A 21,397-nucleotide genomic window follows, 5' to 3' on the forward strand; every position below is an offset into this window, starting at 1 on the left:
GGCTGGTTGGCTACGTTCGGGAGGGATAACCGCTGAAAGCATCTAAGCGGGAAGCCTGCTTCGAGATGAGGACTCCCACCCCCTGGAGGGGTTAAGGCTCCCAGTAGACGACTGGGTTGATAGGCCAGGTATGGAAGCCCTGTGAGGGGTGGAGTTGACTGGTACTAATAGGCCGAGGGCTTGTCCTCAGTTGCTCGCGTCCACTGTGTTGGTTCTGAAGTAACGAACAGCCGTGCCGGCTGAACAGTTCCTCAATTGAAGAGAGTGCTTGTTCGCTGCCCTGTTCAATGTCCCGCTTCTGCGGGGCGACTTAATAGGGTTTCGGTGGTCATAGCGTGAGGGAAACGCCCGGTTACATTCCGAACCCGGAAGCTAAGCCTTACAGCGCCGATGGTACTGCAGGGGGGACCCTGTGGGAGAGTAGGACGCCGCCGAACAATTTTTGAGGACCCTTGGTCCCAGCGTTCACGCTGGGACCAAGGGTCCTTTTTGTTTTCCGAAGCGCGGCGGGTAGCCGGTTGCGCGAGAATGACTGCGGTACCGAAGACAGGAGTCACCGATGTCGACCAATCCTTCCGACGATCGACCCGGGCGCGATGAGCGGCGCCGGGACGACGGTGACCGTGGCGGGTACCGCGGGCGTCCGCGCAGGGACGATCGTGACCGTGGATCGCGGCGCGACGGCGACCGCCCAGGATTCCGCCGGGACGACCGGAACCGACGTGACGACCGTGACCGCGGAGACGACCGGCGCGGTGGGTTCCGCCGTGATGACCGTGGCGGCCGGGACGAGAGGGACCGGGGTTACCGCAGGGACGGTGACCGTCCGTCGTACCGCCGTGATGACCGTGACCGGGGCGACGAACGCCGTGGCAACGATCGTGGCGGTTTCCGCCGCGACGACCGTGACCGTGACCGTGACCGGGATCGGCGTGATGACCGTGGTCGGCGTGATGAGCGGGATCGGCGGGACTTTCGGGATCGGCGTGATGACCGGCGTGACGGTGATCGGGGTGGGTTCCGTAGGGACGATCGGGATCGCCGGGACGGGGACCGTGGTGGTTTCCGTCGCGATGACCGTGACCGTGGTCGGCGTGNTCGGGATCGCCGGGACGGGGACCGTGGTGGTTTCCGTCGCGATGACCGTGACCGTGGTCGGCGTGATGAGCGGGATCGGCGGGACTTTCGGGATCGGCGTGATGACCGGCGTGACGACCGTCGGGACCGTGACCGGGATCGGCGTGATGACCGTGGTCGGCGTGATGAGCGGGATCGGCGGGACTTTCGGGATCGGCGTGATGACCGGCGTGACGGTGATCGGGGTGGGTTCCGTAGGGACGACCGGGATCGCCGGGACGGGGACCGTGGTGGTTTCCGGCGCGATGACCGTGACCGGCGTGACGACCGTCGGGACCGTGACCGTGGGGGCTTCCGCCGGGACGATGACCGCCGGGGTGGCTTCCGTGGCCGGGACGACCGAGGCGGCCGCGACGAGCGTGGCCGTGGGCCGCGTCGGGACGACGGTCGCGGGAGGCCCGGTGGCGGGTACCGCGGTCGGGACGACCGGCGCGGTGGCAACGACCGCGGTGGCTACCGGAGCGGTGACGACCGTGCGCCGCGTCGCGACGACCGGCAGGACCGCGAGCCGATCAAGCGGCTGCCGATCCCGGACGACGTCACGGGCGAGGAGATCGACAAGGACGTACGACAGGAGCTGCAGAGCCTGCCGAAGGGGCTCGCCGAGGATGTGGCCCGCAATCTCGTCATGGTCGCGAAGCTGATCGACGAGGACCCCGAGCAGGCGTACGGCTACTCGAAGGTCGCGCTGCGGCTGGCCTCCCGGGTCGCTGCGGTGCGGGAGGCCGCCGGCTTCGCCGCGTACACCAATCAGAAGTATTCCGAGGCGCTCGCGGAGTTCAGGGCGGCTCGTCGGATGACGGGCTCGGCGGAACTCTGGCCGGTGATGGCCGACTGCGAGCGAGGGCTCGGCCGGCCGGAGAAGGCGCTCGACATGGCCGGTGCGCCCGAGGTGCAGCGGCTCGACAAGGCGGGCCAGGTGGAGATGCGCCTGGTGGCTGCCGGTGCGCGTCGGGACATGGACCAGCTGGACGCCGCGATCGTCACCCTGCAGAGCCCCGAGCTGGCAGCGAACTCGGTGCAGCCGTGGACGGCTCGGCTGCGCTACGCCTACGCCGACGCACTGCAGGCGGCAGGGCGTGAGGAGGAGGCGCGTGAATGGTTCGCCAAGACGCTCGAGGCGGACCGAGACGGCGCCACGGACGCCTCCGATCGCCTCGCCGAGCTGGACGGGGTGGAGTTCGTGGACGCCTTCGACGACGAGATCGAGGCCGATGCGGACCGCGAGGAGCGCACGGCCGAGCCGACGGTCCGCGCCGATGAGCCGGTGGCGGCCGACCGCAGCGAGCCGGAGGCCGAGTCCGGCCGCGACTGACACCGACCGATGAGGGGCGGGACCGATGCACCGGTCCCGCCCCTCATGTGTGTCCCGACCGGCCTGTACGTCAGTCCGCCAGGCTGCGCAGTACCAGTCCCGTCGCGGGCTTCGGGCCGAACGAGGTGGACTTGCGCGGCATCATCACGCCCTGCCGTGCCAGTTCCCGGACCGTGGCCTCGTCGACGGGGTGCATCAGGATCGCCGTACCGCCGTCCCGTTCCGCCTTGGCGACCGTCGACTGCGCATCGTGGATGTAGGCGACGTGCTCCGGGGAATCGGGCACCTGCCAGACGTGGTCCAGGAGCGTCGCATGCAGCACGGTCGCGTCCAGGTCACCCCAGGCGTCCGGCAGGTCGGTGCGGATCGTGCGGGCGAGCAGGTCGGGAGACGGCTGGTCGAGAAGGTGGTACGTCCCGTCGCCGGTGAGGAGGAAGGCGTTGGAGTCCGCTGCGGCTTCGGCGAGTGCGTCCAGGGCCTTGGTCAGGGGTCCGTCGACGGTCCGTATCCGGAACAGACCGGTGACCGCCTCGAGGGCCTTCGCGGGCGGCAGTTGGTGAAGGAGCCGGTGGATCGCGCGGACGCGCAGCGGGTAGCGGGCCGTGTCGACAAGGAGTACGAGACCGTGGTCCCAGGGGGACGGGCCGCTCTGCGCGGCACGCAGCCGCAGGTAGGTGGCCCAGCGGTGATGACCGTCCGCGATCAGTGCCTGGCGTCGCCTCAAGTCGTCCGTGACGGCGGCGAGTTCGGACGGGTCGGTGACGGCCCAGAGGCGGTGGTGGAAGCCGTCCTCGGTCGTGGTGGCGAGCAGCGGCGGGAGTTCGACGGTGCGCTCGACGACCGCCGTCGCGCCGGTGGATCCGCCGTCACCCGCGTAACTGAGCAGCAGGGGCTCCAGATTGGCCTCGGTGGCGCGCATCAGCTCCGCGCGGTCGGCGACCACGTCCTGCATCACGTCCTCGTGCGGCAGCACGATGTGTTCGGCGTGGTCAGAGAGTTCCAGGGCGCCGATGATGCCGCGCTGCAGGATGTCGCCGTTGCGCTGCTCGTAGACGTACAGCGCTTCGTGGTCGTCGCGGGCGAGGATGCCGTCGGCGAGCCAGCGGTGCAGGGTGTCGGCGGCCTGCTGGTGGCGGTCGCCGGTGCCGGTGGTCTGCGGCAGGATCAGCCGGACGATGTTGTACGGGTCGGCCGATTCGAGGTGGTGCAGTCCGTCGGGCCGTACCACCACGTCGTAGGGCGGTGAGGTGACCGCGGCGAGGCTGCCGACCCGCTCGGGGACGTAGCGCACGCCCCGGAAGGGGTGCAGTCTCAGGCCGCCTGGTGTGGTCATGCCTGCATCGTATGCGGGGGCGGCGGTACGAGATGATCTGGGCAGGACCACGAACGAGGAGCGAGACGCGATGAGCGACACCGTCAGGACGAGCCCGGCCGGCAGCGAGCAGACGCTGCACACGGTCTACGACACCGCGCTCCTCGATCTCGACGGGGTGGTGTACGCGGGCGGCGAGGCCATCGTGCACGCCGTGCCCTCGCTCCGTGTGGCGTGTGACGAGGGCATGCACCTCGCGTACGTCACCAACAACGCGCTGCGGCCACCTGACGTTGTGGCGGAGCATCTGACCGAGCTGGGTGTGCCGGCTCGGCCGGAGGACGTGATCACCTCGGCGCAGGCGGTGGCGCGGCTGATCTCGGAGCAGGTTCCGGCGGGCTCGCGGATCCTCGTCGTCGGCGGCGAGGGGCTGCGGCTCGCGCTGCGTGAGCGTGGGCTCGAGCCCGTGGAGTCCGCGGACGACGGTCCTGCGGCGGTCGTACAGGGGTACGGCGGGCCCGAGTTGGCGTGGGGCCGCTTCGCCGAGGCCTGCTACGCGGTGGCTCGGGGCGTGCCCTGGTTCGCGTCGAACACGGACCTGACCATTCCCAGTGGCCGGGGGATCGCGCCCGGCAACGGTGCGGCGGTCGAGGTGGTCCGTATCGCGACCGGTGCAGAGCCGCAGGTGGCGGGCAAGCCGTTGCCGCCGATGCACCGCGAGACGATCCTGCGGACCGGTGCGCGGCGGCCGCTGGTGGTGGGGGACCGGCTCGACACGGACATCGAGGGTGCGTTCAACGGTGGGGTGGACTCGCTGCTTGTGCTCACCGGAGTGACGGACGGCGCGGCCCTGTTGGCCGCGCGTCCCGAGCACCGGCCGACGTATGTCGACGCCGATCTGCGGGGGCTGTTGACCGGTCAGCCGGTGATCGTGGCCGAGGAAGGTGCGTACCACTGCGGTGGCTGGACCGCGCGGGCCGCGAGCGCCCTTGAGCTGGACGGTGACGGCGCGCCCCTCGACGGGTTGCGTGCGCTGTGCGCCGCGGCGTGGACCGAGGCCGGCGACGGGGCATCGGGCCTCGACTCGGGCAAGGCGCTGGCGCGGCTGGACCTCTGACGGCGCACGGACGGTGCGACCCTGAACCTCAGGCGGCCTCGTCCTGGATCAGCAGCTGGTCCTCGGAGGCTCCGCGCCGCCAGTACCCGGTGAACTTGACGCGGGCGCGGTCCATGCCGCGCTCCGAGACGAGATGGCGGCGCAGGGTCTTCACCGAGGACGATTCGCCGGCGATCCAGGCGTACGGGGTGCCGCTGGGCAGCAGCGCGCTGCGGACCGCGTGTGCGGTGCGGTCGGCGGCTGCGGGGCCGCTCGCTCCGGGCTCGTCGGTCAGCCAGGTGATCGTGGCGTCGGCCCGGGTGGGCAGGGGCTGGCGGTCGGCGGCGTCGCGGAGTTCGATCCAGACGCGTACGGGGAGCCCTGCCGGGAGGTGCTCGAGGATTCCGGCGATGGCGGGCAGTGCCGACTCGTCGCCGGCCAGGAGCAGCCAATCGGTGTCCGCGGGCGGGCGGAAGTCGTAGCCCGCGTTCTCGGCTTCGACCGGGGCGAGGACGCCGATGCGGTCCCCGGCCCGGGCCCGGGTGGCCCAGCGCGATGCGGGCGCGGTGGTGCCGTGCAGGGCGAAGTCGACGGTGAGGGTGGCCGCGTTGAGGTCGCGGATCGTGTACGTACGCATGACGGCGCGGACCGCCGGATCGAGTGCGCGCCAGGCCGCGTACCAGTCGGCGGAGGGCTCCGGCATCACCGGGGCGTCCTGATCGTCGTGCGGCAGGAACAGCTTGATCCGCTGGTCGCGGCCGGCGGACGCCATCCGTGCGATGTCGCTGCCGCCGAGGTCCACTCGGTGCATCGACGGGGTGAGGCGACGGGCACAGGTGACGTGGACGTCGAAGAACTGGAACGGTGTGTCGGTCATTCCGGGGCTCCTGCGTGGGGGCGTGGTCCTGAGCGTGGCTGCGACCACGGCCGGGTGGGTGTCCGGCGGCGGGCGACGGGACGGGCTGCGGGTCAGGGCGTGAGGCGCTTCGACTTCTCGATGGCGGCGGCCAGTTGCTCGAGTACGGGCGCGAAGCCGGCGTAGCTGTAGCGCTCCTCCATGGCCCAGGGCACGGTCTGTCCGGCCTTGACCGCGGGCAGCCGTGCCCAAGTGGGCTTCTTCGCGAGCTCCTTGGCGGGCAGCGCGTTCGAGCGGTTGTCGATCATGATCAGGTCGGCGTGGTACTTGTCGGCGTTCTCCCAGCTGAGGAACTCCCAGAAGCCCCATTCGTCGGACTTCTTGCCGGTCACGAGCTCGACGCCGAGATCCTTGAAGTAGTGCAGGTCGCAGTACGAGTCCGGTACGGCCACGTACATCTGGTCCGCTTCGCCGGTCATGGCGAGGACCTTGAGTCCGCGGTTGGCCTCGGCCGCCTTGCGCAGGGTCTCCTCGGCGCGCCGGAAGCGGGACTTGGCCTCGGTGACGCGGGGTGCGCCGAGGTCGGCGCCCAGCGACTCGGCGAGCTCCTCGTACCGCTTCAGTGGTTCGCGCAGGGAGACATGGGCGCCGGCGATGCCGATGGTGGGCGCGATCGCCTCGATCTTCTTGCTCGAGTCCTTGGGGACGAACCACAGGTCGGGCGGCGGGAACATGTTGCTGATCAGCACGTCGGGCTTCAGCGAGGCGTACTTCTCGATGTTGAACTGGCCGAAGGTCTCGCCGAGGCTGGTCAGTTTGTCGACATCGAGATTGCCGGCCTGGGGATTGGGCTTGCCGCCGATCGGCTTGCTGGGGCCGAAGACGCCGGTGCATTCGATGCCGTAGTCGTGCAGGGCGGCGGCGGTGCTGATGAACGCGACGATGTTCTCAGGGGTGCCGTCGGCCGTGACCTTCCGCTTGCGGTCGTCCCTGAAGGACCAGGCGCCGGATTTCGCGTCGCTGCCCGTGGCCTTGTCGTCCCCGCAGGCCGCGAGCAGTGCGCCGAGTCCCAGGGCGGCGCCGGCCGTGAGCAGTCCGCGGCGGGTGGGGCCGCTGCGGGGTGGGGCGACGGCGGGTATGCCGAGGGGAGTCCGGGGCTCGCTGCCGTGTTGCATCACGTGACCTTCTTCGCTTGCTGCAGTGCTTCGGTGAGGCTCTCGATGAGAGGTGCGTAGCCGGCGTGGCTGAACCGCGCCTCGTTCTGCCAGGGGACGACCTGTCCGGCCCGTACGGCAGGGAGCTTGGCCCAGGTGGGTTTGGAGGCCTTCAGCTCGTCGGGTTGGAGATTGCCGGTGCGGCGGTCGAGGAGGATCACATCGGCCGGGTACTTGTCGGCGTTCTCCCAGCTCAGTTCGGCGAAGACGCCGTTGGCTGCGGGATTGTCCGGCTTGACGAGGCGGACGCCGTGGTCCTGGTAGTAGCGCAGATCGGTGAAGTAGTCGGGGGCGCCGACGTACAGCAGGTCCGCCTGCGCCGAGACGGCCATCACCCGCAGTCCCGAGCCCTTGGCGGAGGCCTCGCGGGCGGCCCGGCGCAGCGCCTGCGACGCCTTGCGGAAGCGGGCCTCGGCGTCCTTGACCCGCTTCGACTGCAGGTCCGCGCCCAGGGATTCGGCGAGTTCGGCGAACCGGTCGATGACGCCGGTGAGTGAGCTCTTGGCGGTGAGGATGCCGATGCTCGGTGCCAGGGCCTCGACCTTCTTGACCGATTCCTCGGGGACGTACCAGAGGACGGGCGACTCGTTCATGGTGGTGATCAGCAAGTCGGGTTGGAGAGAAGCGTATTTCTCGATACTGAACTCACCCCAGGCGTTGCCGATCACGGTCACCTTGTCGACATCCAAGTCGCCGGCCTGGATGTCCGGTTTGCCGTTCTTGAGCTTGGTCGGGCCGAACACGCCCTTGCAGTCGACCCCGAGGTCGTGCAGGGCGGCCGCGGCTCCGACGTAGGCGACGAGGTTCCTGGGTGTCCCGTCGCTGCGGGCCGTTCTGTCCCGATCGTCCGTGAATGCCCAGGAACCTTTGCCATCCGCTGCGGCTCCGTCGTCCGCCGATCCGCAGGCGGCGAGCAGGGTGCTCGCGCCGGCCGCGCCGAGGGCGGCGAACAGGGTGCGCCGGGTCAACTGCGAGACTGGGCGGGCAGTTGGAGCGGTCGCGGTGCTGTCGGGTCTCGAGGGCGGTCCCGGCCGGTGGAGCGCCTCTCCCTGTCGAGGGATCATGGAAGGGTAGGCTAACCTAACTTCGTGCTGGTCGACAGTCCTCCGCGAGAGCAAGCGGACGCCCCCGAAGTCCCCGTACGGCGCAGGTCGCTGCGTGCGGCAGGGCTGCCGTTGGCGGTGTGCCTGCTGGTTGTCGTCGCGCTGGCGAGCATCGCGCTGGGCGCCAAGAGCATGTCCCTCGACGCCGTGTGGCACGGCCTCTTCCACTCCACCGGAACCGACGAGGACGTCGTCGTACGGCAGTTGCGGCTGCCCAGGACCGTCCTCGGACTGCTGGTGGGCGCCGCGCTCGGACTCTGCGGAGCGGTGCTCCAGGCGCTCACCCGCAATCCGCTCGCCGATCCCGGGCTGCTCGGCATCAACCTCGGCGCCGCGGCGGCGGTCGTCTCAGCGATCAGCTTCCTCGGTGTCACCTCTTTTACCGGTTACGTGTGGTTCGCCTTCCTCGGTGCGGCGGCGGTGTCCGTTCTCGTCTATGTCCTCGGCGGTACGCGCAGTGCCACACCCGCACGTCTCGCGCTCGCCGGAACGGCCGCATCCGCCGCGCTCTACGGATATGTCCACGCGGTCCAGCTGATGGACACCGCGGCGCTCGACAAGATGCGCTTCTGGTCGGTCGGATCTCTTGCCTCCGCGTCGATGACGACGGTCTGGCAGGTGCTGCCGTTCCTCGCCACCGGGCTTGTGCTCGCGCTCGCACTCGCCCGGCCGCTGAACGCCCTTGCCCTCGGCGACGACACCGCCCGGGCCCTGGGCGCCCGGCTGCAGCGCACCCGCGTCCTGGCCATGACCGCGGCCACCCTGCTGTGCGGTGCGGCCACCGCCGCCTGCGGGCCGATCGTGTTCGTCGGCCTGATGGTCCCGCATGCGGTCCGTGCTCTCACCGGACCCGACCAGCGCTGGATCCTGCCGTACTCCGCCGTGCTCGCGCCGGTGCTGCTGCTCGGGTCGGACGTGATCGGGCGGCTGGTCACGCGCCCCGCCGAGCTGCAGGTGGGCATCGTCACGGCGCTGCTCGGCGGTCCCGTCTTCATCCATCTCGTACGACGCAGAAGGCAGGTGCAGCTGTGAAGGCGCTGCGCACCGCAGGCGGCCTCTCCGTACGGCTCGATCCGCGGGCCTGTGCGATGGGTGTGCTGCTCTGCGTGGTGGCGCTCGCCGTGGCCGTACTGCTGATCGGGACGGGCGACTTCGGCATACCGGCCGCCGATGTCGTACGGACGCTGCTCGGCAGGGGCGAGGCGGCGCACGAGTTCATCGTGAAGGATCTGCGCCTGCCGCGGGTCCTGGTCGGCCTGCTCGTCGGTGCTGCGCTCGGCCTCTCCGGAGCCGTCTTCCAGTCGATCACGCGCAATCCGCTCGGCAGTCCGGACATCATCGGCTTCGGGCAGGGCTCCACGGCCGGGGCGCTCACGGTGATCGTGCTCTTCCAGGGCTCGGCGAACGCCGTCGCCCTCGGATCGCTGACCGGCGGTCTGGTGACCGGGACGCTGATCTACGCGCTGGCCTGGCGACGGGGCGTGCACGGATTCCGGCTCGTCCTCGTCGGGATCGGCATCGCCGCGATGCTCACCGCCGGCAACGCCTATCTGATCACCAAGGCGGAGATCGTGGACGCGGCCCGTGCGGTGGTCTGGATGACCGGCTCGCTCGTGGGGCGGGACTGGGACCAGGTGTGGCCGCTGCTCGGTCTGTGCGCGGTGCTGATGCCGCTCGTACTGGCCTGTGCGCGGCCGCTGCGGATGCTGGAGATGGGCGACGACATCGCCTTCGCCCTCGGCATACGGGCCGAACGGATCCGCCTGGCGGCGATGGGCTCGGCCGTCCTGCTGACCGCGGCGGCGACGGCGGCGGCCGGTCCGGTCGCCTTCGTCGCGCTCACCGCACCGCAGTTGGCGCGCCGGCTCACGCGCGCGACAGGGCCCAATCTGCTGCCTGCCATGCTCATGGGTGCGGCCCTGCTCGTCTCCGCCGATCTGGCCTCGCAGTGGGTGTTCGGGGCGGACCGGCTTCCGGTGGGCGTACTGACGGGGATGCTCGGTGGCGCCTATCTGGTGTGGTTGCTCGTCACGGAGCGCAGGGCGGGGCGGATTTGAACGGCCGAACGCGGGAGCGATCGAGCGACAGGCTGGGCGATTTGAACGACGAGCGGCGCGATGTGAAGACCAGCGCGATTTGAGGACCAGCGCGTTTTGAAGACCAGCGCGTTTTGAAGACCAGCGCGTTTTGAAGACCAGAAGGAGTAACGCTGTGAACCGGCTGACCGCGCAGGATGTGACCCTCGCTTACGACCGCAGTGTCATTGCAGAGGGCCTGACGGTGGACATACCCGACAACTCGTTCACCGTCGTCGTGGGGCCGAACGCATGTGGCAAGTCCACGCTTCTACGGGCCCTTTCACGGATGCTCAAGCCCACCGAGGGGCGCGTGCTGCTCGACGGCGAGGTCATTCACTCGATGCCGGCGAAGAAGGTGGCCCGGACCCTCGGGCTGCTTCCGCAGTCCTCGATCGCGCCGGACGGGATCACCGTCGGCGACCTCGTCGCCCGTGGGCGCTATCCCCACCAGGGCTTGCTCAGGCAGTGGTCACGGGAGGACGAGCGCATCGTCAAGGAGTCGATGGCCTCGACCGGGGTCGCCGAACTGTCGGAGCGCTATGTCGACGAACTGTCCGGCGGCCAGCGCCAGCGGGTCTGGATCGCGATGGCGCTCGCCCAGCAGACGCCGCTGCTGCTGCTCGACGAACCGACCACGTTCCTCGACATCCAGCACCAGATAGACGTCCTCGACCTGTGTGCGGACCTCCACGAGGAGCAGGGGCGGACGCTGGTGGCCGTACTCCACGACCTCAATCACGCGGCGCGGTACGCCACCCACCTCATCGCCCTGCGGGACGGGGCGGTGGTCGCCCAAGGCGCCCCGTCGGACATCGTCACGGCCGAACTGGTCGAGGAGGTCTTCGGGATGCCCTGCCGCGTCATCGACGACCCGGAATCGGGGACTCCGCTGGTGGTGCCCGCCGCGCGGCGGGCGGGTGGCGGCCGCGGACGGAAGCGGGGGCAGTCGGCCACCTCCACGGCGGGGGAGGAGACGCCGGAAGGCGGGAAGCCGCAGGCGGGGAAGGGGAGTCCGGGAGACTTGAGCGCCGGGCCAAAGGTCGCGGCCGGGACCTGAGTTCTGCGATCTGAGTTCTGAGTTCTGAGTCTGTCCGGGGGCTCGAGGGCTCCCGTGGCTCTGCGAGGACTCCAATGTCTCTTCGGGGACTTGAGTCCTGAATCGGGTGGCGAGACTGCCGGGCGCCGAGACGTCGGGTGCGGTGACTCGAGTCCTGTGCCGGGGCCGGAATCCGGGGTCAGAGCAGGGATCTGAGGCGCAGCAGGTCGCGGAATCCGGCCTCGAGCCGGACCCGGCCCGAGCCCCAGGCGCGTGCGAACCCGAGTTCGCCGTCGACCAGCGCGATCAGATCGTCGCCCGTCATGGCGAGACGGATCTGGGCCCGGTCGGCGGGCGGACCCTCGGTGGTGTCGTGCACGGTGATCCGGCCGTCGGTGAGCCTGCCGGCGAAGGTGACGTCCAGGTCCGTGATGTGGCAGCTCAGTGAGCGGTCGAGCTCAGTGGCGGACCGTACGTCGTCGTCGGCCCGCGCGAGATTGTCCGAAAGCCGGTCCAGCGCGGACCGGCACTGCTCGATGGTCGCCATCGGGACCGACCGTACCCCAGCGCTTCGCGGTAGCGTTTCGGCATGAGCGACACGATCCCGGGGGGAGCGGACGAGCACGGCGCCGATCCGGCTCCCGAGCCGTCGGACGGCGATGCGCCGGAAGCTGCTGCGCCGGATGCCGTGGTACCGCAGACCGCCGTGGTCGAGGCCGACGCGCCGGAGCCCGAGGCGCCGGAGGCTCCCGCGCGCTACGAACCGGCCGCGCCGCGTCCGCTCGGCGTGCACCGCGAACGCACCGGGAACGCCGACGTGGACGCAGGCCTCGACCGCCTCGCGGACGCCGACCACCTCGCCACCGACGGGCACATCGAGGTGTACGAGGATGTACACCGGGGGCTTCGGGACGCCCTGACCGCGCTCGACGCACGGCAGGGGCCACCCGCCCCCGCGCAGAGTCCCACTCCGGGGCCGGGCACGTCCGCGTACCGCCCGGCGTCGCCCGGGACGCCGATGCACGACAACAGGAGCTGAACCGAACGTGGCAGGAGTGGCACGCCGCCGCCTCGACGCCGAGCTGGTCCGCCGCAAACTCGCGCGCTCGCGCGAGCACGCCGCCCAGCTGATCGCCGCCGGACGCGTCACCGTCGGCGGCAACACCGCGACCAAGTCCGCCACTCAGGTCGAGACCGGCGCCGCCGTGGTGGTGGCCGCCGACGACAGCGATCCGGACTATGTCTCGCGCGGCGGGCACAAGCTGGCGGGCGCGCTCGCCGCCTTCGTCCCCGAAGGGCTGCGCGTCGAGGGGAGGCGCGCGCTCGACGCCGGCGCGTCCACGGGCGGCTTCACCGACGTCCTGCTCCGGGCCGGCGCCGCGCACGTGGTCGCCGTCGACGTCGGCTACGGGCAGTTGGCCTGGTCCCTGCAGAGCGACGAGCGGGTCACCGTGCGGGATCGTACGAACGTCCGCGAGCTGACCCTGGACTCCGTCGACGGGCAGCCCGTCGACCTGGTCGTCGGCGATCTGTCTTTCATCCCGCTCAGGCTCGTCCTGCCGGCGCTCACCCGCTGCGCCGCCCCCGACGCCGATCTCGTCCTGATGGTCAAACCGCAGTTCGAGGTCGGCAAGGAACGGCTCGGCAGCGGCGGCGTGGTCCGCAGTCCCGAACTGCGGGCCGAGGCGGTGCGCGCAGTGGCGGAGCGCGCCCGGGGCCTCGGACTCGGTGTGCGGGGTGTGACGGCGAGCCCGCTGCCGGGGCCGTCGGGGAACGTCGAGTACTTTCTGTGGCTCACCGCCGGGGCGCCCGATCTCGACCCGGCCGATGTCGACCGCGCTGTGGCGGAGGGACCCCGTTGACGACCGACCGCGAGGCGACACGCACCGTCTTTCTGCTCGCGCACACCGGACGGCCCGCCGCGATCCGCAGCGCCGAACTCGTCGTACAGGGACTGCTGCGCAGCGGGCTCGGGGTGCGTGTGCTCGAGGCGGAGGCCGCCGACCTGCCACTCCCGCCGGCCGCCGAGCTGGTCACCGAGGCCACCCCGGACGTATTGGACGGGTGTGAACTGCTCATCGTGCTCGGCGGTGACGGGACACTGCTGCGCGGCGCCGAATTCTCCCGTGCGTCCGGCGTCCCGATGCTGGGCGTCAACCTCGGCCGGGTCGGCTTCCTCGCCGAGGCGGAGCGGGACGATCTGGACAAGGTCGTCGACCGGGTGGTCACGCGGGCGTACGAGGTCGAGGAGCGGATGACCCTCGATGTCGTGGTGCACGACAACGGCACCGTCGTCCACACGGACTGGGCACTGAACGAGGCCGCCGTCCAGAAGGTGTCCCCCGAGCGCATGCTCGAGGTGGTCCTGGAGATCGACGGCAGGCCCGTCTCCGGCTTCGGCTGCGACGGCATCGTCTGCGCCACCCCGACCGGCTCCACCGCCTACGCGTTCTCCGCCGGCGGGCCCGTGGTGTGGCCCGAGGTGGAGGCGCTTCTGATGGTGCCGATCAGCGCACACGCGCTGTTCGCCAAGCCGCTGGTGACGTCGCCGGCCTCCGTGCTCGCCGTCGAGGTGCAGCCGCACACGCCGCACGGTGTGCTGTGGTGCGACGGGCGACGGACCGTCGAACTCCCCGCGGGGGCGCGGGTGGAGGTGCGCCGTGGCGCCGTACCGGTGCGGCTCGCGCGGCTGCACCATGCCTCCTTCACCGACCGCTTGGTCGCCAAATTCGCGCTGCCGGTGGCCGGTTGGCGCGGGGCACCACAGTGAACCGGTAGGGGAGGACCGGCCCGAGTGCGCCGCCGACGTACGGCCAGGGGCGCGGTCCGAGGCCCTAGGGGGAGACGCCCCTAGGCGGCCTGGACCACGGTGATCGCGCGCTGCCGCAGCACCCGGTGGACGGGCAGTCCGGTCGCGAGGCCGGCCAGCAGGATCGTGCCGCCGACGACCGCGGCGAGGACCGGCCACGGTATGTGCGGCAGGGGCGAGCCGAAGGCCGTGTCGAGGATCGGCGCCATCGTGCCCACGGATATCGCACCTCCGACGAGCAGCGCGGTCCCGGCGACGACCACCGCCTCCCAGGCCGCCATGGCCCGTACCTGGCCGGGCAGGGTGCCGACCACCCGCAGCAGGGCGACGTCCCTGCGGCGCTCGAAGGAGATCATCGCCAGGGTGTTGGCCGCGGCGATCGCCGCGAAGCCTGCGTACAGCGAGGTGCCCGCGTAGTCCATCCAGAGCTCACCGCGGGAACCCGCCGAACCCGTGTGATGCTGCGCCGTGGTGTGCATCCCGATCTTCGTCAGGCCGAAGCCCACGACGAGGACCAGCGGGACCACCGCCGCAGAGAAACGCCTGGGCTGCGAACGGACATTGAGCATCGCGAGCCGGGCGCTGCTGCCGAACCGCCCCACGCATGCCGACACCACCCGGGCGGCCGGACCCATGAGCCGAGGACCGAGCAACCCCGCACCCACACAGAACAGGATCAGCACCAGGAAGGCACCCTCTCCTGCGTCGTCGGCCGGCTGCCGGGACAGCAGTATCGCGAGGAGGACGGCGCCCGCTGTCGCGACAAGGCCCAGGAGCGTACGCGGCAAGCCCAGGCCCCGGCGGCCGGACGCCGCCTCGTCGAGCGCCATGGCCGGCCGCAGGAGCGAGAAGCGCAGCGAGGCCAGGAAGGCCGCGGCGCACGACGTCACCACCGCCACCGCCAGACATGCCGGGATCGCCACCCAGCTGAACGAGAACCGCACCTCATCCGGCACCAGCCCGTGCGCCACCATCGCGTCGAACCACCAACGTCCGACCACCGCACCGCAGACACACCCCACTGACGCCGCCGGCACGGCTGTCGCCACGGCCTGCCGTATCGCGGTGCGCCGGATCTGCCGGGGCCGGGCGCCGACGGTCCGTGCCAGAGCGAGCTCGCGGTGCTGCTGTGCGACCGCGGTGCTCATGGTGGAGGCCACGACGAAGATCGACATGTAGACGGAGCCGATCAGCAGGACGGCGGCGGTACTTCCGACCCCGTGCTCCGCCAGGGTGCGCCGGGCCGCGGCGGAGAGACCTTCGCCGTCCGTGGCCACGAGCAGCGTGGTGGCCGCGCTCACCACCGTGGCCGCGAAGAGGGCGGCCACGGCCGTGCCGGCGAAGGCGGGGCGATGGGCACGGAAGGTCGCTCGTGCCAGCTGAAAGGTCATGATCCACAGATTGCGCCGCACGGCCCCGTTCCCGCCATGAGGACAGCCGCACAGTGTTCCTGTGGTTTTCCCCAGGCGGTTCACTCCCGGGTGACGGCGCCATGTCCGGCCATCGGATCACCTGCGGCTTCGTGCGGGTAGTGCGGGGGCCGTCGCAGACGGGCGGCCCGACCTCGTAAGGTCGTGTCCGTGTTGGAGGAGATGCGGATACGGTCGCTCGGAGTCATCGACGACGCGGTCGTCGAGCTGTCACCAGGCTTCACCGCCGTGACCGGCGAGACCGGCGCGGGCAAGACGATGGTGGTCACCAGCCTCGGGTTGCTGCTCGGCGGGCGAGCCGACCCGGCCCTGGTGCGGATCGGTGCGAAATCGGCGGTGGTGGAGGGCCGTGTCACGGTGCCAGAAGGTTCCGGTGCGGCCGTGCGGGCCGAGGAGGCCGGGGCCGAACTCGATGACGGCGCACTCCTGATCAGCCGTACGGTGTCGGCCGAAGGGCGCTCCAGGGCGCATCTCGGCGGGCGTTCCGTACCGGTCGGCCTGCTCGGCGAGCTCGCCGACGAACTGGTGGCCGTGCACGGCCAGACCGACCAGCAAGGACTGCTCAAACCGGCCAGACAGCGCCAGGCCCTCGACCGCTACGCCGGCGACGCGGTCGCCGTGCCCCTCGCCAAGTACGCCGCCGCCCACCGCAGGCTGCGCTCCGTTTCCGCCGAACTCGACGAGATCACCACGCGCGCGCGGGAGCGCGCACAGGAGGCGGATCTGCTCCGCTTCGGGCTCGACGAGATCGCGGCGGTCGAGCCGCGGGCCGGTGAGGACACCGAACTGGCCACCGAGGCCGAGCGGCTCGGCCACGCCGAGGCGCTGGCGTCCGCCGCCAGCGCCGCCCACGCCGCCCTCGCGGGCAACCCTGAGGACCCGGAGGGCGTGGACGCGGGAGCGCTCGCGGCGGCCGCCCACCGAGCCCTGGACACCGTACGGTCGTACGACCCCGAACTCGCCGGCCTCGCGGACCGGATCGGTGAGATCGGCATCCTGCTCGCCGATGTGGCGGGCGACCTCGCGGGATACGCAGATGACCTGGACGCCGACCCGCTGCGCCTCGCGGCGGTCGAGGAACGCCGCGCGGCGCTGGCCCAGTTGACCCGGAAGTACGGCGAGGACGTGGCATCGGTCCTGGCCTGGGCCGAGGACGGCGCGGCCCGGCTCGGCGAACTGGAGGGCGACGACGAGCGCATCGGGGAGCTCACTGCCGAGCGTGATGCGCTCAGCGGTGAACTGGGCGAGTTGGCACGGGTGTTGACGGAGGCGCGCACGGAGGCCGCCGAGCGCTTCGCGGCGGCCGTGACCGCCGAACTGGCCTCCCTCGCCATGCCTCACGCGCGCGTGAGCATCGACATCCGGCAGACCGAGGTGTCCGAGGACGCCGACGGAGTCGAGGTGGCCGGCCGCCGTGTCGCCTATACGGCCACCGGCGTCGACGACGTGGAACTGCTGCTCGCGCCGCATCCGGGCGCACCACCGCGGCCGATCGCCAAGGGGGCATCGGGAGGTGAGCTCTCCCGGGTGATGCTCGCCGTCGAGGTGGTCTTCGCCGGCTCGGACCCCGTACCGACGTACCTGTTCGACGAGGTGGACGCGGGCGTCGGCGGCAAGGCGGCGGTGGAGGTCGGCCGCCGCCTCGCGCGACTTGCGAGGTCGGCGCAGGTGGTCGTGGTGACCCACCTCCCTCAGGTGGCGGCTTTCGCCGACCGGCAGTTGCTGGTCGAGAAGACGAACGACGGCTCGGTGACCAGGTCCGGAGTCAAGGCGCTCGAAGGGGAGGAGCGCGTACGCGAGCTCTCCCGGATGCTGGCCGGCCAGGAGGACTCCGAGACGGCGCGTGCCCACGCGGAGGAACTCTTGGAGGCGGCACGCACGGATGCGTGAACGCCGCCTCCCCGGCCGCCGTCGGGTGACTTCGTGCCCGGAGGCTTGCGGCAGGACGCCGCGAGCGGTTTCCAGGGCGCGGCGTTGAGCGCTGACGCTGCGCACTGTGCGGGACAGGCGGGGGCGAGTGCGTGAGGCCGAGTGCCTGAGGTGGAGTGCCTGCCAGGCAGGCGTGGATGCCTCGTGGCGTGGAGTGGCGTGTGCTGCCCTACGTGCTCGTGCTCCGCGACGCGCGCGGGACCCGTGAATTCGCGCGGCGAGCGGCGCACTTGGAGTCCCGTTCGAGCGGTCGGCGCCGGCCGCCGGGTGCGTGGCGCTCAGTCCTGTGCGGTGTACGGCAGTTGACGCGCTGCAGGCCCGGCCGCGACCCGCGCTCAGAGGGCGCCGAGGCCCGTGCACCGCCGAGACGGCCGCCCGCGTGACTCGCGATGTGGCGCGGTGCAGCGATGCGCGGCTGGCGCTGATGTTCCGTTCACGGCGAAGTGGCGGGCCTCGCGGCGTCTCCAACCCTGCCGGCGCGCCGCGCGGACAGGAGGACGGCGTTCCCGCAGCGCGGGACGAGGCCCGCCCGACCGAGGAAGTCGCCCGGCGCCCGGCCCCCCCGGCGCGGCACCACGGGGCAGTACGCGTACGTGCGAGGACCCGTCGCCACCCCCCGGCGAAGCGCCGCGTACGGCACCGCACCCCTGTGGTCCGCTCTCACGATCAGGCCACTACTGTGGTGGGCGCCCACGTCAGACAGGGCGTCAGCCAGGCGCGAATCAACCTACCCGTGTGGGTGATTCGGCAGCTCGCCCGCACCGTGCGACCGTGCCCCGTCGCATCGGCGGCAACGGACCGCCATAGGTCCTGTCCGTGAACCGCCGCCTGCCGTGCGGCGTCCGGCGCCGTCCAGCCTTCGGCCCGGGCCCCACTCGGCGCGACGGGACGACGCCCAGGTGCGTGCCCCGTACGAGGGATCGTCCCGGCCCGCCGAGAGTGCGCACCGGACTCCGCACGGCGGACGGCGGTCGGCGGACAGGGCTGGCATCCTGGGCGGCGCGCGGCGTGCCGCCCGCACAGCCTCTCATCCGCCCCCGTACACCCAGGAGTTCGGCCCGCGTGAGCCACCTCAGCACCTCCACACCGCAGGGACGGCTGCCGCTGCGGGCCGTCCAGGTCCTGGGCGGGGGCAGCGCGGGCAGCAGTGCCCACGTGCGTTCCCTCGCCGCCGGCCTGGTGGCCCGCGGCGTCCAGGTCACCGTGTGTGCTCCGGCCGGGCTCGAGCGGACCTACGACTTCACCGGCGCCGGAGCCCGTTTCGTGGCGGTGCCGCGGCGCAGCGATCCGGTGTCGGTGGCGGCCCTGTGCACCGAGACCGCCGACGCGGACCTCGTGCACGCACACGGGCTCAACGCAGGCGCACGCACGGCGCTCGCGCTGAACGCCCGGCGCAGGCGACCCGGGCATGCCAGAGCGCCTCTGGTCGTCACCTGGCACACCCGCCGGCACACGGAGGGCGCCCGCGCGCGCTTGCAGCGGCTCGTCGAGCGCCGGGTCGCCCGCTCCGCGTCGATCGTCCTCGCGACCTCGTCGGATCTCGTGGACCGGGCACGCAGCCGCGGCGCGCGGGACGCCCGTCTCGCGCCGATCGCCTTCCCGCCACCGCGCTCCGCGGACGGACCCGCCCCGGGCCACGGGGCACAGGACGACGGCGAGCGTGCCGGGCCCAAGGCGCGTGCCGAACTCGGTGCCGTGGAGCGGCCGTTGCTGATGGCCGTCGGATCGCTGCACCCGGAGCGCGGCTACGGCACACTGCTCGACGCCACGCGCGCGTGGACCTCCCTCGACCCCGTCCCGCTGCTGGTGATCGCCGGTGAGGGGCCGGAGCGGGCCGCGCTGCAGGCCCGTATCGACGCCGAACGGCTGCCCGCCCGCCTCGCCGGCCGACGCGACGACGTGGCCGGCCTGCTGGCCGCCGCCGACGTCGCTGTCCTGCCGAGCCGCTGGGAGTCGCGCTCGCTGCTCGCCCAGGAAGCGCTCCACGCGGGCGTGCCCCTGGTCGCCACGGCCGTGGGCGGCGTCCCGGAACTGGTCGGTGACGCCGCCGACCTCGTGCCGTACGGGGACGCCCGGGCCCTGGCCCGCGCCGTGATCCGGCTGCTCGCCGATGCGGAACGCCGCGCCGTACTGCGTACCAAGGGCCTCGCACAGGCGGCGACTTGGCCCAGCGAGGACGACACCGTGAACCAGGTCCTCAGCGTCTACGACGAGCTCGCCCGGCCGATGGCCCGCTGAACCTGCGCCACACACCGGGCACCGAGGGCACGGCACACCGCCGTCGGACTCCGAAGTGCCGTCGGACTCCGACGTCAGGCCACGTGCCTGCGGGCCCGCAGCGCCAGGCTCAGGGCGAGGACCGTCCCCGGATCGTCCAGGTCCGTACCGAGCAGCTCCGCGATCCGCGCCAGGCGGTTGTAGAGCGTCTGCCGATTCAGGTGCAGTTCCCGCGCCGTCTCGGCCTTGCGCCCGGCGTGTGCCAGAAAGGTCTCCAAGGTGGGCAGCAACGGCGGCTTCGACCGCAGATCATGGGCCTGCAGCGGCCCGAGCGCCCGCTCCACGAAGGCCGCCAGATCGGGATGGTCCCGCAGCCGCCACAGCAGCAGATCGGTGTCGAGGCGGCGCGCGTCGTGCCACGGGCGGTGCGGCAGCCCCTGCGCGGCCGCGGCGGTCTCCGCGGCGTGCCGCAGGCTCGCGGACACCGCGGTCCAGGCTCCCGCGACACCGACGACCACGACCGGCGGCCGCACCCCGGCCCGCTGCAGGCCCGACCGCTCCACTCCCGTACGCAGCGCCGCCGCGACCCGGTCGGCGACATCCGTACGGTCGCTCTCGGAACGCAGTCCGAGCATCACCGGAACCCGCCCCTCCACAGGGCGTACGCCGATCAGGAACGGCAGCCCGACGGAGGCGAGTTCCTCGGCCACCACGCGCGCGAGGAGTGCGAGCGCGCCACTCGGCGCAAGGCCGGCCGTGCCGTCCGGCAGCCGCATCACCACGGGCAGCAGCGGCCCGTCTCCCGGCCGGAAGCCGAGCACCCGGGCCTGCGCCGGGGCGTCCTCGGCGGACACCAGGCCCTCGGCGAGATCGTTGAGGAAGTCCCCGCGTCCGCGGGCGGCGAGCTCCTCCTCCTGGCGGGCCTGCATCAGGACGACGGCCAGGCTGCCGGCCGCGCGCTCGGCGGCCATCCGGTGCACCGGCAGCAGCCCGCCCGTCACCGGGAGCAGCACCACACGCGCGCGTGCGGAATGCGTGCCGGGTCCGCCGGAGCTGCCTCCCGGCACATCGACCAGGACGGCCCCGGACGGCGGCCGCTCGTTGCCCGACCGGCCGCGCAGGCCTTCCCATGCCTGCAGCGGATCCACCCCGGAGGCTTTCCCGGTACCGGCCGCGGCCTGCGCCTGACTTCCCGCCGCGCCGGCGCCGGCGATCCCGCCCGGCCCGGCCGCGTACAGCAGCCGTCCGTCCGGAGTCTCGAGGAAGACGGGATTGCCGCAGAACTCCGCGAGGATCGCCAGTACCTGGGGCACCCCGCCGCCGCCGAGCAGTGCGTGGGTGCACCGCTGGTGCACCTCCTCGGCCTCCTTGAGCAGCGCGTAGTGGCCGTTCACGATCTCGGTGTGGACCTCTTCGGTGACCGTCACGAACGGCACCTCGCGGTGCAGCTGGACCAGCGGCAGACCGGCCGCCCGCGCGGACTCCACGATCGCCACCGGAAGCCGGGTGAAGCGCGGGCCCAACTCCACCACCAGAGCGGCGATTCCCCGCTCGGCGAGCCTGCGTACGAACACCCGCTGCTCGGCCGGGCGCGAGCCGAGCCCGAGGCCCGTGGTGAGGAGAAGTTCGCCGCCCTTGAGGAGCGACGCCATGTTCGGTGCCTCGCCCGCGTGCACCCAGCGGACCGTGCGCTGCAACCGGTCCGCACCGGAGACGACCTCCGGGAGACCGCTGCGCAGCCCGGGCAACTCGAGAGCCCGCTGCACGGTGATCCCGCCGTGCGGAGCGCGAGGGTGGTGCGTGTCCATGTGCGGACGCTATCGGCGCCGACCTGCGAGGAACATCACGCATCGGCCACAGCCGGG

The 21,397-nt window shown here is 71.8% G+C and carries 17 protein-coding genes, 2 rRNA genes and 1 pseudogene; 13 read left to right on the forward strand and 7 right to left on the reverse strand.

The window, feature by feature from the left end; all coding sequences use genetic code 11:
• From DY218_RS03425 to DY218_RS34430, 4 genes and pseudogenes are all read left to right on the forward strand, one after another.
• Window positions 1-188, forward strand: a 23S ribosomal RNA gene (locus DY218_RS03425); the annotation flags it as partial.
• A 132-nt stretch (window positions 189-320) separates the two neighbouring features.
• A 5S ribosomal RNA gene (gene rrf, locus DY218_RS03430) occupies window positions 321-437 on the forward strand.
• A gap of 15 nt (window positions 438-452) precedes the next feature.
• A pseudogene (locus DY218_RS35570) lies at window positions 453-1,097 on the forward strand (hypothetical protein); the annotation flags it as partial.
• 560 nt (window positions 1,098-1,657) lie between these two features.
• Entirely contained in the window at window positions 1,658-2,452 is a 795-nt protein-coding gene (locus tag DY218_RS34430; RefSeq protein ID WP_199566614.1) for a tetratricopeptide repeat protein, read from the forward strand.
• A 70-nt stretch (window positions 2,453-2,522) separates the two neighbouring features.
• Here DY218_RS34430 and DY218_RS03440 read toward each other — a convergent pair whose 3' ends face one another.
• Window positions 2,523-3,785: a DUF1015 family protein gene (locus DY218_RS03440; protein WP_128554394.1), complete on the reverse strand. Its 1,263-nt coding sequence runs from the start codon at window positions 3,783-3,785 to the stop codon at window positions 2,523-2,525.
• Window positions 3,786-3,855: 70 nt separating this feature from the next.
• Here DY218_RS03440 and DY218_RS03445 point away from each other — a divergent pair, with 70 nt between their 5' ends.
• Window positions 3,856-4,881: an HAD hydrolase-like protein gene (locus tag DY218_RS03445; protein ID WP_128554395.1), complete on the forward strand. Its 1,026-nt coding sequence runs from the start codon at window positions 3,856-3,858 to the stop codon at window positions 4,879-4,881.
• Window positions 4,882-4,909: 28 nt separating this feature from the next.
• On the opposite strand, the gene DY218_RS03450 is transcribed toward DY218_RS03445, so the two are convergent.
• The 3 genes from DY218_RS03450 to DY218_RS03460 form a co-directional block, all read right to left on the reverse strand.
• Complete coding sequence (locus tag DY218_RS03450; RefSeq protein ID WP_128554396.1) at window positions 4,910-5,737, reverse strand: siderophore-interacting protein; 828 nt, start codon at window positions 5,735-5,737, stop codon at window positions 4,910-4,912.
• A 92-nt stretch (window positions 5,738-5,829) separates the two neighbouring features.
• Window positions 5,830-6,891, reverse strand: a complete 1,062-nt coding sequence (locus DY218_RS03455) for an ABC transporter substrate-binding protein (protein WP_128554397.1) — start codon at window positions 6,889-6,891, stop codon at window positions 5,830-5,832.
• Entirely contained in the window at window positions 6,891-7,898 is a 1,008-nt protein-coding gene (locus DY218_RS03460; protein WP_233521338.1) for an ABC transporter substrate-binding protein, read from the reverse strand. The genes DY218_RS03455 and DY218_RS03460 overlap by 1 nt, the downstream gene beginning before the upstream one ends.
• Before the next feature lie 123 nt (window positions 7,899-8,021).
• Here DY218_RS03460 and DY218_RS03465 point away from each other — a divergent pair, with 123 nt between their 5' ends.
• From DY218_RS03465 to DY218_RS03475, 3 genes are all read left to right on the forward strand, one after another.
• Window positions 8,022-9,065 (forward strand): FecCD family ABC transporter permease, encoded by a 1,044-nt coding sequence (locus tag DY218_RS03465; protein WP_128554420.1) that lies wholly within the window; start codon window positions 8,022-8,024, stop codon window positions 9,063-9,065.
• A gap of 56 nt (window positions 9,066-9,121) precedes the next feature.
• Entirely contained in the window at window positions 9,122-10,090 is a 969-nt protein-coding gene (locus tag DY218_RS03470; RefSeq protein WP_128554421.1) for a FecCD family ABC transporter permease, read from the forward strand.
• Window positions 10,091-10,220: 130 nt separating this feature from the next.
• Window positions 10,221-11,168 (forward strand): ABC transporter ATP-binding protein, encoded by a 948-nt coding sequence (locus DY218_RS03475; protein WP_128554399.1) that lies wholly within the window; start codon window positions 10,221-10,223, stop codon window positions 11,166-11,168.
• 178 nt (window positions 11,169-11,346) lie between these two features.
• Here the strand turns inward: DY218_RS03475 and DY218_RS03480 are convergent, their stop codons facing one another.
• Window positions 11,347-11,694, reverse strand: coding sequence for a sterol-binding protein (locus DY218_RS03480; protein WP_128554400.1), 348 nt, complete (start codon window positions 11,692-11,694; stop codon window positions 11,347-11,349).
• Between the two features lie 42 nt (window positions 11,695-11,736).
• Between DY218_RS03480 and DY218_RS03485 the strand changes: the two genes are divergently transcribed.
• Genes DY218_RS03485 through DY218_RS03495 form a run of 3 tightly spaced genes read left to right on the forward strand, consistent with a single transcriptional unit; the run spans window position 11,737 to window position 13,917 of the window.
• Window positions 11,737-12,186: a hypothetical protein gene (locus DY218_RS03485; RefSeq protein ID WP_407703543.1), complete on the forward strand. Its 450-nt coding sequence runs from the start codon at window positions 11,737-11,739 to the stop codon at window positions 12,184-12,186.
• A 7-nt stretch (window positions 12,187-12,193) separates the two neighbouring features.
• A complete protein-coding gene (locus tag DY218_RS03490) occupies window positions 12,194-13,009 on the forward strand; it encodes a TlyA family RNA methyltransferase (protein ID WP_128554401.1) in 816 nt (271 codons plus the stop codon).
• Entirely contained in the window at window positions 13,006-13,917 is a 912-nt protein-coding gene (locus DY218_RS03495; protein ID WP_128554402.1) for an NAD kinase, read from the forward strand. Before DY218_RS03490 ends, DY218_RS03495 begins: the two co-directional genes overlap by 4 nt.
• An 80-nt stretch (window positions 13,918-13,997) precedes the next feature.
• On the opposite strand, the gene DY218_RS03500 is transcribed toward DY218_RS03495, so the two are convergent.
• Entirely contained in the window at window positions 13,998-15,347 is a 1,350-nt protein-coding gene (locus tag DY218_RS03500) for an FtsX-like permease family protein (protein WP_128554403.1), read from the reverse strand.
• A gap of 201 nt (window positions 15,348-15,548) precedes the next feature.
• On the opposite strand from DY218_RS03500, the gene recN reads away from it, so the two are divergent.
• Both recN and DY218_RS03510 read left to right on the forward strand, forming a co-directional pair.
• Entirely contained in the window at window positions 15,549-17,276 is a 1,728-nt protein-coding gene (gene recN / locus DY218_RS03505; protein ID WP_128554423.1) for a DNA repair protein RecN, read from the forward strand.
• 1,101 nt (window positions 17,277-18,377) lie between these two features.
• Entirely contained in the window at window positions 18,378-19,553 is a 1,176-nt protein-coding gene (locus DY218_RS03510) for a glycosyltransferase family 4 protein (RefSeq protein WP_128554404.1), read from the forward strand.
• Window positions 19,554-19,627: 74 nt separating this feature from the next.
• Here DY218_RS03510 and DY218_RS03515 read toward each other — a convergent pair whose 3' ends face one another.
• A complete protein-coding gene (locus DY218_RS03515) occupies window positions 19,628-21,340 on the reverse strand; it encodes a PucR family transcriptional regulator (RefSeq protein WP_128554405.1) in 1,713 nt (570 codons plus the stop codon).
• Window positions 21,341-21,397 lie beyond the last annotated feature (57 nt).

Source organism: Streptomyces triticagri (assembly GCF_003429565.1).
GTDB lineage: Bacteria > Actinomycetota > Actinomycetes > Streptomycetales > Streptomycetaceae > Streptomyces > Streptomyces triticagri.